The sequence below is a fragment of the Neobacillus sp. PS3-40 genome (assembly GCF_030915485.1).
Lineage (GTDB): Bacteria > Bacillota > Bacilli > Bacillales > Cytobacillaceae > JAUZPL01.
Genome location: NZ_CP133266.1, coordinates 3827432 through 3843053 on the forward strand (window position 1 = coordinate 3827432; position 15622 = coordinate 3843053).

Annotated in this window: 12 protein-coding genes; 10 read left to right on the plus strand and 2 right to left on the minus strand. The window is 38.6% G+C overall.

Annotation, left to right across the window (positions count from 1 at the left end):
- Positions 1-254: 254 nt before the first annotated feature.
- From mutS to RCG20_RS18715, 3 genes are all read left to right on the plus strand, one after another.
- Positions 255-2891, plus strand: coding sequence for a DNA mismatch repair protein MutS (mutS, locus tag RCG20_RS18705; protein WP_308181645.1), 2637 nt, complete (start codon positions 255-257; stop codon positions 2889-2891).
- A gap of 27 nt (positions 2892-2918) precedes the next feature.
- Complete coding sequence (mutL, locus tag RCG20_RS18710; protein WP_308181646.1) at positions 2919-4784, plus strand: DNA mismatch repair endonuclease MutL; 1866 nt, start codon at positions 2919-2921, stop codon at positions 4782-4784.
- 321 nt (positions 4785-5105) lie between these two features.
- Positions 5106-5552: a hypothetical protein gene (locus tag RCG20_RS18715; RefSeq protein WP_308181647.1), complete on the plus strand. Its 447-nt coding sequence runs from the start codon at positions 5106-5108 to the stop codon at positions 5550-5552.
- Positions 5553-5686: 134 nt separating this feature from the next.
- Here the strand turns inward: RCG20_RS18715 and mreBH are convergent, their stop codons facing one another.
- On the minus strand, positions 5687-6694 hold the full coding sequence (mreBH, locus tag RCG20_RS18720) for a rod-share determining protein MreBH (RefSeq protein WP_308181648.1): 1008 nt from the start codon (positions 6692-6694) through the stop codon (positions 5687-5689).
- A 334-nt stretch (positions 6695-7028) separates the two neighbouring features.
- Here mreBH and miaA point away from each other — a divergent pair, with 334 nt between their 5' ends.
- The 3 genes from miaA (at position 7029) to spoVK (ending at position 9585) form a co-directional block, all read left to right on the plus strand.
- Positions 7029-7982 (plus strand): tRNA (adenosine(37)-N6)-dimethylallyltransferase MiaA, encoded by a 954-nt coding sequence (miaA, locus tag RCG20_RS18725; RefSeq protein WP_308184397.1) that lies wholly within the window; start codon positions 7029-7031, stop codon positions 7980-7982.
- Between the two features lie 28 nt (positions 7983-8010).
- On the plus strand, positions 8011-8241 hold the full coding sequence (hfq, locus tag RCG20_RS18730; protein WP_308181649.1) for an RNA chaperone Hfq: 231 nt from the start codon (positions 8011-8013) through the stop codon (positions 8239-8241).
- 396 nt (positions 8242-8637) lie between these two features.
- Positions 8638-9585 (plus strand): stage V sporulation protein K, encoded by a 948-nt coding sequence (gene spoVK, locus RCG20_RS18735; RefSeq protein WP_308181650.1) that lies wholly within the window; start codon positions 8638-8640, stop codon positions 9583-9585.
- A gap of 43 nt (positions 9586-9628) precedes the next feature.
- Here the strand turns inward: spoVK and RCG20_RS18740 are convergent, their stop codons facing one another.
- On the minus strand, positions 9629-10234 hold the full coding sequence (locus tag RCG20_RS18740; RefSeq protein WP_308181651.1) for a trimeric intracellular cation channel family protein: 606 nt from the start codon (positions 10232-10234) through the stop codon (positions 9629-9631).
- 363 nt (positions 10235-10597) lie between these two features.
- On the opposite strand from RCG20_RS18740, the gene hflX reads away from it, so the two are divergent.
- The 4 genes from hflX (at position 10598) to glnA (ending at position 15282) form a co-directional block, all read left to right on the plus strand.
- Complete coding sequence (gene hflX / locus RCG20_RS18745) at positions 10598-11791, plus strand: GTPase HflX (RefSeq protein WP_374120550.1); 1194 nt, start codon at positions 10598-10600, stop codon at positions 11789-11791.
- Positions 11792-11804: 13 nt separating this feature from the next.
- Positions 11805-13076, plus strand: a complete 1272-nt coding sequence (locus RCG20_RS18750) for a methionine gamma-lyase family protein (protein WP_308181653.1) — start codon at positions 11805-11807, stop codon at positions 13074-13076.
- 430 nt (positions 13077-13506) lie between these two features.
- Complete coding sequence (locus tag RCG20_RS18755) at positions 13507-13917, plus strand: MerR family transcriptional regulator (protein WP_308181654.1); 411 nt, start codon at positions 13507-13509, stop codon at positions 13915-13917.
- 30 nt (positions 13918-13947) lie between these two features.
- A complete protein-coding gene (gene glnA / locus RCG20_RS18760; RefSeq protein WP_308181655.1) occupies positions 13948-15282 on the plus strand; it encodes a type I glutamate--ammonia ligase in 1335 nt (444 codons plus the stop codon).
- Positions 15283-15622 lie beyond the last annotated feature (340 nt).

Genomic DNA, 15622 nt, shown 5'->3' on the forward strand with positions numbered 1-15622 from the left:
TGTCTCTCCTCTCTATTTTATTTATAAATTTCGAATAAAATTTGAGAATTCCTTCTTGATTTTCAAATAAATTGGTTTTATCCGTCAAATTTAGAGGTATATCCGTTAAAAATTGAATATATCCGTCAAAGCACACCGGATATCCGTCAAAAATTGGTTTTATCCGTCAACCGGCATTTCATTCAAGTATCCCCGAATTATGATATAATATATTGTCGAAGAAACTCGAGAATACTGTAATGTTGGAGGAAATGATGGCTAGTTATACGCCGATGATACAACAATACTTAAAGGTGAAGGCAGAATACCAGGATGCCTTTTTATTTTTTCGCTTAGGCGATTTTTATGAAATGTTTTTTGATGATGCATTGAAGGCATCTCAGGAGCTTGAAATTACATTAACCAGTCGTGAAGGCGGCGGAGAAAATAAGGTGCCCATGTGTGGAGTTCCACATCATGCGGCCCGAAATTACATTGAACAATTAGTGGAAAAGGGCTATAAGGTAGCCATTTGTGAGCAAACGGAGGATCCGAAGCATGCAAAGGGTGTTGTCAGACGGGAAGTTGTCCAGTTGATAACACCTGGAACATTGATGGAAGGCAGAGGACTAACGGATAAAGAGAACAACTATATTGCCTCCCTTACGTCCTTTGATGATCAGACATTTGGGCTAGCTTACACTGATATTTCAACAGGTGAGAGCCGGGTGACATTGCTTTCAGCACATTTTGATGAAGTGCTTAATGAACTAGCTGTGCTGAGCGCAAAAGAAGTTGTTGTGGCGCAGAGCTTTGATGGTGAGTTGCAAAAAAGATTGCGCGAACGTGACGTCCTAGCAATTTCTTTTGAAGATAATGATTCCATAGGCGATTCTTACGCTCATCTACTCAAGGATGTAAAACAAAATAAATTGGAACAAACGGCTTCAAGGCTGTTTAACTATTTATACCGGACTCAAAAACGCAGTCTCGACCATTTGCAGCCTGTTGCAACCTACCAAATCCATCAATATATGAAAATTGATTACTATTCAAAGCGGAATCTGGAATTAACGGAAACGATCCGCTCTAAAGGTAAAAAGGGTTCGCTGTTATGGCTTTTAGATGAAACAATGACGGCAATGGGCGGAAGGATGCTCAAAACATGGATTGATCGCCCACTAATCGATCGCTCCCAGATTGAACGGCGCCAAAATATGGTTGAAACGCTTATTCAACATTATTTTGAACGGCAAGACCTTCGTGAAAAATTAAAGGAAGTTTACGATCTAGAGCGTCTTGCTGGAAGGGTGGCTTTTGGCAATGTCAATGCCCGCGATTTAGTCCAACTAAAACGGTCCCTTCTGCAGGTGCCACTTTTAAAAGAAATATTAAAAGGACTTGCTGACGAAGAAGCTTTCAAAGTAGCGGACGAGCTTGATCCTTGTGAAACAATTACCGATTTGCTGGAGCAAGCGATTATCGAAAACCCACCACTCTCGTTAAAAGAAGGAAATATGATTCGGGATGGATACAATCAACAGCTTGATCAGTATCGGGATGCCAGTCGAAATGGAAAGACCTGGATCGCTCTCTTGGAACGACAGGAACGGGAAAAGACAGGAATTAAATCATTAAAAGTCGGTTATAACCGGGTATTTGGTTATTATATTGAGGTCACAAGGGCCAACTTGCATTTACTTCAAGAGGGTCAATATGAACGTAAGCAAACTTTAACGAATGCGGAACGCTATATAACACCAGAATTAAAAGAAAAAGAGGCCTTAATTTTACAAGCAGAAGAAAAATGTGGGGAACTGGAATATGAATTGTTCACGGAAATACGTGAGTTGATAAAGGAATATATTCCAAGATTACAAGCTTTAGCGAAAGCGGTTAGTTCACTTGATGTATTGCAATGCTTTGCTCAGGTGAGTGAAGAACGCCATTATGTAAAACCAACATTTTCTGATGAACGCCGCATTGCCATAAAGGAAGGCAGACATCCTGTTGTTGAAAAAGTATTAAATACTCAGGAATATGTCCCGAACGATTGCTTTATGGACAATGAAAGGGAAGTCCTATTAATAACGGGTCCGAATATGTCGGGTAAAAGTACGTATATGCGCCAACTTGCTTTGACTGCAATTCTAGCGCAAATTGGTTGCTACGTCCCCGCAAGTGAGGCAGTGTTACCGATTTTTGACCAAGTATTTACTCGGATCGGTGCGGCCGATGACCTGATTTCTGGCCAAAGTACGTTTATGGTGGAAATGCTTGAAGCGAAAAACGCGATTACCTATGGTACACAAAATAGTCTTATATTGTTTGATGAAATTGGCCGTGGAACTTCAACATATGACGGAATGGCCCTTGCTCAAGCGATTATCGAATATATTCATAAGCATATAGGGGCGAAAACCCTTTTTTCAACCCATTACCATGAACTTACTGTCCTGGAGGATGAACTTTCAAAACTGAAAAACGTTCATGTTAGTGCTGTTGAACATAATGGGAAATTAGTATTTCTTCATAAAATTAAAGAAGGTCCAGCTGACAAGAGCTATGGAATTCATGTAGCAGAGCTTGCAGAACTTCCCAAAGAATTAATCAAGCGGGCAAATGAAATTTTACAAACACTTGAAGAACCTGCTGCACTGGAAGTTTCTGTTACGAAGGAGTCAATAATCGACCAGCCGTTAACACCGCAGGCGCAGGTAAAAAAAGAAACAAAAAACGAACAGCCTTCCCAGCTTTCATTCTTTGACGAGCCGAAGGAACACAAGAAACAAGACCTTTCATCAAAGGAAAAACGGATTTTGGACCACATTAAGGAATTAAACATGTTGGATGTGACACCACTCCAAGCAATTAATACATTGTATGAACTGCAAAAAAAGTTAAAGGGATAATTTTTACAAAAGTAGGGGGTGGCAAGAATGGGGAAAATCATTCAATTAGATGATGCATTGTCCAATAAAATAGCAGCAGGTGAAGTGGTTGAGCGGCCCTCCTCTGTTGTGAAAGAGCTTGTGGAGAATGCGATTGATGCCGGAAGTACTGTAATTGAAATTGAAGTTGAGGAAGCAGGAATTTCTAAAATTCGGATTACTGATAATGGGTATGGAATTGAAGAGGATGATGTTTTATTAGCGTTTCAAAGGCATGCAACCAGCAAAATAAAGAATGAGAGTGATTTATTCCGCATTCGAACACTTGGTTTCCGGGGTGAGGCACTTCCAAGTATTGCCTCTGTTTCAAGGCTTGAAATGACAACCTCGACTGGTGAAGGGGCCGGTCACCGAGTTGTGATTGAAGGTGGCAGGGTAGAAACCTTTGAGAAGGCCGCAAGTAGAAGAGGGACAGATTTGACGATCAGGGACTTATTTTTTAACACACCTGCTCGCTTAAAATATCTGAAAACCATCCATACGGAATTAGGTAATATTACAGATGTCGTAAATAGACTGGCCCTTTCCCATCCTGAAGTTGCGATCCGCTTAATTCATAATGACAAAAAGCTGCTTCAAACGAACGGAAATGGTGATGTCCGCCAAGTTTTAGCTGCGATTTATGGAATTGGAATTGCCAAGCAGCTCATCCCCATTTCTGCGGAGTCGCTCGACTATCGGGTTAGTGGATATGCTTCCATGCCTGAAGTTACGAGGGCTTCAAGGAATTATATTTCCACGATGATCAATGGGCGATTTATCAAAAACTATCCGCTTGCTAAAGCCATTCAGGAAGGCTATCATACACTACTCCCAATCGGCAGGTATCCGCTTGTTCTTCTGAACATTGAGATGGACCCAGTCCTTGTGGATGTGAATGTCCATCCATCGAAAATGGAGGTTCGGATTAGTAAAGAAGCTGAACTAAACATGCTTGTCACCGCTACAATAAAAAATGCCTTTAAAATGAGGCAGCTAATCCCATCAGGTTTTTCGCCAGAGAAAAAGGAACGGCCAATCTCTGAACAGACGGCCTTGCATCTTGATGAAATACAGCCTAAGGAAAAGAATGTGGACACATGGAAGCTACCAGTATTGCCAGCTACCATTATGGAAAACCAGCCTACCCTCGAGATGATGAGGGAGTCCACTTTTTCAAAAGCAGCGGAATTCAGTCAGAGTGAGAATCCGGAAGATGCTATTCCACCCCTTGAAGAGCCATTTTCATTTGTTGATGAAATCGAGGAAACCTATAACTCTCCAAGTGAGTATAGAGTACCGCCCTTATATCCGATCGGGCAAATGCATGGAACCTATATTTTTGCGCAAAACGAAAAAGGGCTATACATTATTGATCAGCATGCAGCACAGGAACGCTTAAAATATGAATATTTTCGTGACAAAGTGGGGCGAGTAGAGAGCGAACTGCAGGAAATGTTGGTTCCACTTACGTTTGAGTATTCAACAGATGAATATGTAAAAATCATGGAATATAAATTCGAGCTTGAAAAAGTTGGGGTTTTCCTAGAGGAATTTGGGATGAATAGTTTTATCGTTCGTTCTCACCCCCAATGGTTCCCGCAGGGCGATGAAAAAGAGATCATCGAAGATATGATCGAACAGATTCTGTTAATGAAAAAAGTCGATGTTAAAAAATTACGAGAAGAAGCAGCAATTATGATGAGTTGTAAAGGATCTATCAAAGCAAATCGACATTTACGAAATGATGAAATTCAAGTCTTACTCAATGATTTACGAAAAGCTTCAGATCCGTTTACATGTCCACATGGGAGGCCAATAATTATCAACTTCTCAACCTACGATATGGAGAAGATGTTTAAGCGGGTAATGTAAGAAAATTGATGAGAGTGTTCAAAAGCATAGCTTTTGGATACCTTTTTTTAGCTTATAAGAAACTTTATCTTTGAAAACGTACTAAAGTAAGTAACAATCGTTGATAAATAATCAGCACTCAAATCGCCTAAGGACAACTAGGCAATCGCCCAGTTTTCTTTAGGGAAATGGAGTCGAAAAGGGGTGACTGGGCCCCTCTTAAGATTTTAGAACCTGTTGATCTGATAGGTGATTATGGGATATCTACATAAAGCTGGAATGAAATATAACTTTTGCATTATAATAGGAAAAAACATCTATTTTAGTAATGGAGGTGACCGATTGATTGCTTTTTCATTGCTAGGGACTTTTTTGCCAGTGGTTATTCTCATTTTTGTGATTGCATTTGTGGTGAAAAACAAAGAAAAAGGGGGCGAAACTGTGATACGACATCTTTATACGTATTTGGTGTTATTTGCAACTCTTATGATGGTGATTGGTGGGGGAATTTCCATTTTTATGGCTGCCGCTGATTTAATCAGTCCACCAAGCTATTTTCAAAGCTACCAGGATTATAAGCAATCGATGGTTTCAGAAAAGGTTGAACAAAAGGCCAACCTAAGTGAAGAAAAGATACGATCGAATTATGAGCAGGCGGTTAAAGATGACAAATCGCGTGCAAGGGAAAATGCCAAGAATCAAATTATCAAAAGTCTCGGTTTCATCATTATACCGTTCCCGATTTTCTTATACTTTAATAAAATGAGAAAAAAACAGATCGATATATAGGAAATTGACTAGGTAGTGTTTTAAGTCGCTCATTTTAAATATTAATAAACACCGTCCATCGTTGGACGGTGTTTTGTATCCTATAGTCGAAGAGTGGTTTACTACTAACATCGTGCTAAAAAGTATTCATAAGCTTATTTTGCAGCAGTTTGCAACTTATGAATATATTGAAGGGCTTGACCGGTTCCAAGTGCAACGGATTCAAGCGGGCTTGGGGCAAGATGAACAGGAACAACTATTTCTTTGCTTAGCCATTCCTCCATTCCCTTTAGCAATGCACCGCCGCCTGTTAAAATAACACCGCGGTCAACGATATCACCACTAAGCTCGGCCGGACAGTCTTCAAGTGTAGCCCGGATTGCCTCTAAAACATGTAAAAGAGATTCTTTCATTGCATTTTTAATTTCAGACGATGATAGAGTAATAGTTGTAGGTAGACCTGTAACCAGATCACGACCACGGACTTCCATAGTTAGCTCATCATGGTCAACAAGAGCGTAGCCAATTTCCATTTTGATATTCTCCGCAGTCCGTTCGCCGATTAGAACATTATATTCCTTGCGAACATGCTGAACAATATCATCATCAAGCCTGTCCCCACCAATGCGGATCGAATGGCATGCCACGACACCACCGAAAGAGATAATTGCTACCTCGGATGTTCCGCCACCAATATCCACGACAACGTTGGCAACAGGTTCATCAACAGGAAGTCCTGCTCCAATTGCAGCAGCTACTGGTTCCTCGATCAGATGAATTTTTTTTGCACCAGCATTTCTAACTGCATCATGGATCGCTCTTCGTTCAACACTTGTAGAGCCTGATGGAGCGCAAATAACAACATTTGGTTTACGAATGGCAAAGCCCATTTTTTTTGAAGATTTTCGAATAATATGCTTGAGCAGATCTGTTGTTAGATCAAAGTCTGCAATTACACCATCTTTTAAGGGGCGAATAGCCACAATTTTTTCAGGCGTCTTCCCAATCATTTCCTTTGCTTCATGTCCAACTGCTAAAATATTTTTCGTTTGAGTATCAATCGCTACAACGGATGGTTCATTCAAAACGATTCCTTTATTCTTACTAAAAACCAATATATTTGCAGTTCCTAAATCAATCCCAATTTCAAAATTTGATAACATATCTTCACCTTTTTTCTCTAGTTTGCATTCTAAGTAATGGATGGAAGTGAGGCGCTACATTTTTTTCTGTAGTCGTTTCTATCTCACACAATAAGCTTCTATTACCCTACCATGAATATGTGGGTAGAGGCATGTTTGTAAATGAAACGTTATCGAATTGTAAAGTTGGATGAAAATTTTTGGTTATTTAGGAGGTGAATGGATAATAAAAAAATACTATTTCCATGCATAAAAATAAATTTTTTTGAGCATACTTAATTGATGTTCAACTGCTTGGGATTTTTGTGTTACGATAAGGCTATGATTGGAAAATGATAAAGGCAGAGTGAAAAAATTGGATTTAAAACAGAAGTTATTGGTCATAATTGGACCAACAGCCGTTGGCAAAACAAAACTAAGCATTGAGCTGGCGCACCGGTTTAATGGTGAAATCATTAGCGGTGACTCCATGCAAATTTATAAGGGGATGGATATCGGAACCGCAAAAATAAAAGCAGAAGAAATGGAGGGCATCCCCCACCATTTAATCGATATTAGGAATCCAGACGAAAGCTTCTCAGTTGCAGAATTTCAAGAGCTTGTCAGAGAAAAAGTTAGGGAAATTTCTCAAAGAGGAAAACTTCCGATGATTGTTGGAGGAACGGGGCTGTACATACAATCCGTCATCTATGACTATCAATTTTCTGATGCTCCTGGTGATGAAACATATCGCCTCCAACTTGAGGAACGGGCAAAGGAAATTGGCAATGTTGCTTTGCATCAGGAATTAACCGAAATCGATCCTGATAGTGCCCGCCAGATTCATCCGAATAATGTAAGAAGGGTGATCAGGGCATTAGAAATTGTTCACTGCACAGGGAGAACGATGAGTGATACACAAAAAACTCAAAAACCAGACCTCTTATATCAAACAGCACTTGTTGGTCTTACGATGGATAGAGAAATGCTTTATCAGCGAATTAATGCTAGAGTTAGGTTAATGATGGATGAGGGGCTTTTAAGTGAAGTTGAGCAATTGTATCAATCGGGTTTACGCGACTGTCAATCGATTCAAGCCATCGGATACAAAGAAATTTACGACTTTTTAAATGGCATGGTGACCTTGGATACGGCAATTGAAAACTTAAAGCAAAACTCGAGGCGATATGCAAAAAGGCAATTAACTTGGTTTCGAAACAAAATGGATGTACAATGGTTTGATATGATGGATACAAGCGATTTCTCGAAAAAAATAACTGAGATTTCGCGATTTGTGGAAGGAAAGCTTCAAATAAAATCGAATACATAAGTTATAGAGACAAAGAGGAGGATTCACAATGAAAACAGTTATTAATATTCAAGACCAATTTTTAAATCAATTACGCAAGGATGGAACAAATGTTACAGTATTTTTATTAAATGGATTCCAAATTAGAGGCCAGATTAAGGGCTTTGATAATTTTACAGTCTTGTTTGAATCAGAAGGAAAGCAACAATTAGTTTTCAAGCATGCTATTTCCACATTTGCACCGCAAAAAAATGTTCAGCTTGATTTGGATGTTCAATAATCGTTCATTACCGTTCAATGCTCTAGAGCCCGTATATTTACGGGCTCTTTTTAATTTTATTAGAATTTATGTCGTTGAATTCCTGAAGGCAGTGAGAAAATTAAGGATAGTAGTAACGAGTAGGGTCGTAAATAGCAAAAAATAGTGGAAGTTGCCCTGATTTCCTTATTTAGCCTAAAACTTTTTTAATGATTTTCCTAAAGGGTGAATACAAATAGAATGAAGGATTATTATGATGTGCAAAGACCAATCTGAGGAGAATTTGCAGATTCGTTTTTAAAATATGAACTTCATGAAATGAAATCCTTTTACCTTTCACTAAAACACTATTCAGGTTTTCTTCGTGAATAGGGATCTTTAACGTATATTGTTTTTGCAGAATGCGAGGTGAAGGCTTTGGATCAACCAATTCGAATGAAAAGTAACGGTCAAATCAGCATCGTTCTCAATTCCCAAAAAAGAAAATCGTTATCAAAAGATTTGCCAGATGTTCAAGTTGTTCCAAAGGAAATTCCCCCTGAGCACACGGCATTAAAAGAAATTGAAGAAGAGCTTGGGGCATTGGTTGGCATGGAAGAAATGAAACGAGTAATAAAAGAAATTTATGCGTGGCTTTATGTGAATAAAAAGCGAGAAGAGATGGGTTTGAAAGCAACAAAACAAGCTCTTCATATGATGTTTAAAGGGAATCCTGGGACGGGGAAAACAACGATGGCCCGATTAATTGGCAAGTTGTTTCAAAAAATGAGCATCCTTTCGAAAGGACATTTGATTGAAGCAGAACGAGCTGACCTTGTCGGTGAATATATCGGACATACCGCCCAAAAAACAAGGGATTTAATAAAAAAAGCGCATGGCGGAATTTTGTTTATTGATGAAGCCTATTCATTGGGCCGCGGCGGGGAAAAGGATTTTGGTAAGGAAGCGATTGATACACTTGTAAAACATATGGAAGACAAGCAGCACGAATTTATTCTTATCTTGGCAGGTTATTCGCGAGAAATGACTTATTTTCTAACATTAAACCCTGGACTCCATTCACGCTTTCCTCTTGTTGTAGACTTTCCAGACTATACGATAGATCAATTAATGGAAATTTCCCAGCGAATGCTTGCGGAAAGAGAATACACCTTTAGCCATGAGGCTGAGAAAAAACTAAAAGACCATTTAATCTGGGTAAAAGCAATCCTCACCCCAACTAGTTTCTCAAATGGACGCTATGTTCGAAACATTATTGAAAAATCAATTCGCTCCCAAGCAATGAGAATTCTCATGCTTAATACCTATGACAGACATGAGTTAATGACACTAAGAAGCAATGATTTGGTTTTTGAAGAGGATTAGGAATAATCATAAAAAAGATCGATGGAATAGTTGCTCCATCGATCTAATTTACATGCAAGCTTCTAATCGGCAGTTTCCAATCGTACGTATAGGAAAGGACTCGTAAGATAGTAATCCCAACAAATAATACATATAATTCGAGGGGGCTTGATATAACATTTAATCCAATTAGTAATCCTGTTAAAATAGCCCAAACTGCATAAATCTCAGATTGCAAAACAATCGGTTTTCTACCAGCTAATAAATCTCGTATAATTCCTCCGCCGATTCCAGTCATAACAGCTGCAACAATAACAGCACCTAATGGATGATGCATTTTTACCGCATATAAAGCACCTTGGATCGCAAAGGCAGAGAGCCCGATTGCATCGAAAAGATTGCCCCATTTTTGCCAATGTTTTATTAGGTTATTTGGAAATAACACAACGATAATCATAGCTATTAAGGCAATTTGAAAATATAAGCCCTGACTCCATAAAGCAGAAAAGGGTACACCAATTAAAAGATTTCGAATGGCCCCTCCACCAAAGGCAGTAACGATTCCTAGGATGAAAACTCCAAAAATATCATATTTTTCTTCCATTGCAATGATTGCACCACTAACAGCAAAAGCAATCGTGCCAATCATACTTAAAACTTCCCATGTCATTTGTCCGATTACTCCTTGTAAGTGTATCTGTAAGGCCTTTTTTGTAAACATTTTGCTTTGATCAACAAATTATGTTTAATTAGTACGAATAAACAATAGTTGGAATTAGTCTAGAATCCATATTTTTTTAATACGGGTATTTGAAAACAATTGCCTTCTATAAAACATTATTGATTTTATCATATTTGTGACAATTTTGTAACATTTATTTGCAAATGAAATAATTGGGGAAAATTAGAGAATATATGCTTTTTTTGATATGATAAAAAGAGATCCAATAGGAAAGAAGGATGCTGTTTGGAAGAAAAGGTAGAAATAGAAAGAGCCATACTTGTCGGCTGTCAAACCAATCAAGACGATGATATGCGATTCCAATATTCCATGGAGGAATTGTCCTCCTTAACAGAAACAGCTAGGGGGGAAGCATTAATCTCTGTTGTTCAAAAACGTGAGCGCATCCATCCCGCTACATATATCGGAAAAGGGAAGGTAGAGGAGCTGAACGCACTTGTCGAAGAGCTTGAAGCAGACTTGGTTATTTTTAATGATGAGCTTTCACCGAGCCAAAAACGAAACCTGTCGTCAAGCTTAAATGCGAGAATCATTGATCGGACCCAATTAATTCTAGACATTTTTGCTCAAAGAGCCCGGTCAAAAGAAGGGAAACTACAGGTTGAATTTGCCCAGCTTCAATACATGCTGCCACGACTTTCTGGACAGGGAATTGCACTGTCAAGGCTCGGAGGTGGGATCGGTACAAGGGGCCCTGGTGAAACAAAGCTTGAATCAGACCGCCGTCATATTCGTAAGCGCATTGATGATATCAAAGAACAGCTCGCGATTATTGTCCAACATCGGGATCGATATCGGGAGCGGCGGAAGAAAAATAAGGCATTTCAGGTAGCGATTGTCGGTTATACAAATGCAGGTAAATCGACATTATTTAATCGATTATCCGAGGCAGAGTCATTTGAAGAAAATCAGTTGTTTGCAACCCTTGATCCGATGACACGTAAGCTTGCTTTACCGAGCGGGTTTATGACCTTGATCACCGATACTGTTGGGTTTATTCAGGATCTTCCCACATCTCTTATTGCTGCATTCCGGTCTACATTGGAAGAAGTAAAAGAGGCAGATTTAATTTTACATGTGGTAGATATGTCTAATGATGATTATTTTAATCATGAAAAAACAGTTCATAAACTGCTTGATGACTTAGATATAAAAGACATTCCACAAATAACTGTTTATAATAAAAAGGATATCAAGCATCCTGACTTTGTTCCAACTGCTCTTACACCAACAGTTTTTATCAGCGCATTTGATAAAAATGATCAAAAATTAATCAAGAAAAAAATTGAGGATGTTATCATTGACTTTATGACTCCTTACCAAGTACAAGTCCCTTCAACAGAAGGAAAGATTATTTCTCAACTGAAAAGTGAGACCGTCTTAAGAGAGCTTACATTTAGAGAAGATAATCAAACATATCTTTGTAGAGGATTTTCTCTTAAAGATCACCAAATAACAGGACAATTACAGAATTACAAAGTCTAGATAGGAGCAAGACATGTTTCAACAGTTAAAAAATGGGGAAAAGCTTCAGCCAATTGTGAAAGAAGTAGAAAAGCAAATTGCAGAAGTCCACAAAGAAATAGATGAAAGAATTGAAACAAATCAGTTTCGAGTATTGCAAAGTTATCAAAAGCATAAGGTCAGTGATTCGCACTTTATCCCGACAACAGGCTATGGCTATGATGATAACGGTAGAGATACATTGGAACTTATTTATGCAGATGTATTTGGCGGTGAATCAGGCCTTGTCCGGACACAAATTATTTCGGGAACGCACGCAATTTCAATTGCTTTATTCGGAGTGTTGCGACCCGGTGATGAACTACTTTACATAACTGGAAAGCCGTATGACACGCTTGAAGAAATTGTCGGAATCCGTGGTAACGGTGTTGGATCCTTAAAGGAATTTGGGATTTCATATGACAGTGTTTCTTTAAAAGATGATGGGAAAATAGACTGGATTGAGGTTAGCAAGAAGATCAATTCGAATACAAAAATGATTGGTATTCAGCGTTCAAAAGGGTATGCAACCAGACCGTCCTTTACTATTGCCGAGATAAAAGAAATGATCTCGTTTGTTAAAGAAATCAAAAATGATGTTGTTGTCTTTGTAGATAACTGTTACGGAGAATTTGTTGAAGAATTAGAGCCATGCCATGTTGGAGCTGATTTAATGGCAGGATCACTCATAAAAAATCCGGGCGGTGGCATTGCAAAAACAGGTGGATATATTGTTGGTAAAAAAGAATGGGTAGAAGCTTGTTCCTACAGGATGACTTCACCAGGAATCGGAGCAGAAGCTGGAGCATCTCTTTATAGCCTCCAAGATATGTACCAAGGGTTCTTCCTTGCTCCACATGTGGTTGGCCAGGCTGTAAAAGGGGCTGTTTTTACAGCTGCATTACTTGAAAAATTGGGTATGAATTCATATCCGAAGTGGGATGCTAACCGAACTGACTTAATCCAATCCGTCCAATTTGATGACCGTGACAAGATGGTTGCATTTTGCCAAGCGATTCAATTTGCTTCCCCAATAAATTCACATGTTACTCCATATCCAAGCTATATGCCAGGGTATGAAGATGATGTGATTATGGCCGCGGGAACATTTGTCCAAGGCGCGAGCATTGAGCTTACCGCTGATGGTCCGACAAGATCACCATTTGTTGCTTATGTCCAGGGTGGCTTAACCTACTCACATGTAAAAATTGCTGTTTGCCTTGCAATAGATCGTTTGATCGAGAAAGGATTAATCGAATTGAATTAAGTAAAAATAAGACGGGCTTACCGAGGGTGGTAAGTCCGATTTTTTTAAGCTAATCAGGATTTTCTGATAGTGCATAAGGGCATCACCAATCCGTGAGTTTTCTTTAGAAAAGGAGAAGAGATTCGCAAACTAAAATCAGTAAATTAAATCTGCCGTAAAAAATCATTAATATTGACAAAGTGCTCTGTTTTATCGTGTTTGTTCTGCTCAAAAATACCTAAAACATTTTTCATCAATTTTTCTTAATAAAAAATCATGTTATAAAACCTAACATGAGATTGACAATATATATAACATCAAATATAATAACCTTATAAATTTAAAAAAAGTTGGCAAACAAATTGTCTAGTATGCGATTGCCAAGGTTCATTTATGTGGATGTAGAATTTATGAAAATAAATTCTGATTAGCTAAAAAAGGAGGAGAAAACTTGGGTGGAAGTGAAATTCGCCGATCGATGCCGCTATTTCCTATAGGAATTGTCATGCAGCTAACTGAGTTAACAGCAAGACAAATCCGCTATTATGAAGAGCATCAATTAATATCTCCGGCTAGAACTGATGGTAATAGAAGGATGTTTAGTTTGATTGATATTGATAGGCTACTCGAAATTAAGGATTTAATTGATCAAGGCATCAACATGGCTGGAATTAAAAAATTATTCGTAGTAAAAGAAATTCAGTTGGCCTCCCAAGATCTCCTTAAGCAGCAAGTGGAAAAAGTGAAACGTGACCTAACGGATGATGAGTTAAGAGACCTTCTGCGCAATGAGCTAGTACACGCGGGAAGATTCAATCGTTCAACACTGCGTCAAGGTGATATGTCGCGCTTTTACCATTAATGAAGTTAAACATAACTGGAGGTAGTTCAAATGGCAAAGTTCACAAGAGAAGATATTACACGGTTAGCAAAAGAACAAAACGTAAAGTTTATTCGCCTGCAATTCACAGATATTCTTGGAACAATCAAGAATGTTGAGATTCCAAGTGGCCAATTAGAAAAAGCACTTGATAACAAAATGATGTTTGATGGTTCTTCTATTGAAGGATTTGTTCGAATTGAAGAATCAGATATGCTTTTATATCCAGATCTTGATACATGGGTTGTTTTCCCTTGGACTGCTGAAAAAGGCAAAGTTGCTCGTTTAATTTGTGATATTTACACTCCAGAAGGTGAACCATTTGGTGGTGACCCGCGTAATAACTTAAGACGCGTTTTAAAAGAGATGGAAGAACTAGGATTTACGAAATTCAATCTTGGACCTGAACCTGAATTCTTCTTATTTAAATTAGATCAAAAAGGTGAACCTACATTAGAATTAAATGACGCTGGCGGTTACTTTGACTTAGCACCAACAGACCTTGGTGAAAACTGCCGTCGTGATATCGTACTTGAATTAGAAGAAATGGGATTTGAAATTGAAGCTTCCCACCATGAAGTAGCTCCTGGACAACATGAAATTGACTTCAAATATGCAGATGCTTTAACTGCATGTGACCAAATTCAAACATTCAAGCTTGTTGTAAAAACAATTGCAAGGAAGCATGGCCTACATGCAACGTTCATGCCAAAACCATTATTTGGTGTAAACGGATCTGGAATGCACTGTAACCTTTCATTGTTTAAGGATGGAAAAAATTCATTTTATGAGCCAGGAAGCGATCTTGAACTAAGTGATGATGCTCGTCATTTCATCGCAGGAATTCTAAAACACGCTCCAAACTTTACAGCAGTTACCAACCCAACTGTAAACTCATATAAGCGCCTTGTTCCTGGTTATGAAGCACCTTGCTATGTAGCTTGGTCTGCAAGAAACCGTTCACCATTAATTCGGATCCCAGCTTCTCGTGGATTAAGCACTCGCGTTGAAGTAAGAAGTGTTGACCCAGCAGCAAACCCTTACCTTGCAATGGCTGTCCTTCTTAAAGCTGGTTTAGACGGAATTAAGAATAAATTAACACCTCCAGCACCAGTTGATCGCAATATCTATGTGATGAACAAACAAGAAAGAACAGCTGCTGGAATCATTGATCTTCCTGGAACATTACTTGCTGCTTTAGAACTATTACAAGCTGATGAAGTAATCGTTTCTGGACTTGGCGAACATATTTTAGAGCACTTCATTGAAGCTAAGGAAATTGAATGGGATATGTTTAGAACAGCCGTTCACCCTTGGGAGCGCGAACAATATATGAACATGTATTAATAGCCTCCTGAAGAAATAGCTAGGCGGGGCTCGTTGAAAGAGAGAAACAATACAGCTATATTTATGAATTAGTGGACCAATTCGCATTGCGAGTTGGTCTTTTTTTAGCTATGCAGAATTTATGGCGCATGAAGGGGACTACACCTCTATCATCGCCCTTAGGGGCTCGCCAATCGGTATGAAAAAAGTAAATAGTTGAGGAACTAACATACAATCAATATAAATACAAAATAAGTTGTTTAATCACGACTGAATTCACTAGAAAAAATAAAATTGAAGCAAATATTGTTCTATATTTTATCTATTACGTTGTTTTTACACTATTTCAAACACTAGAAAT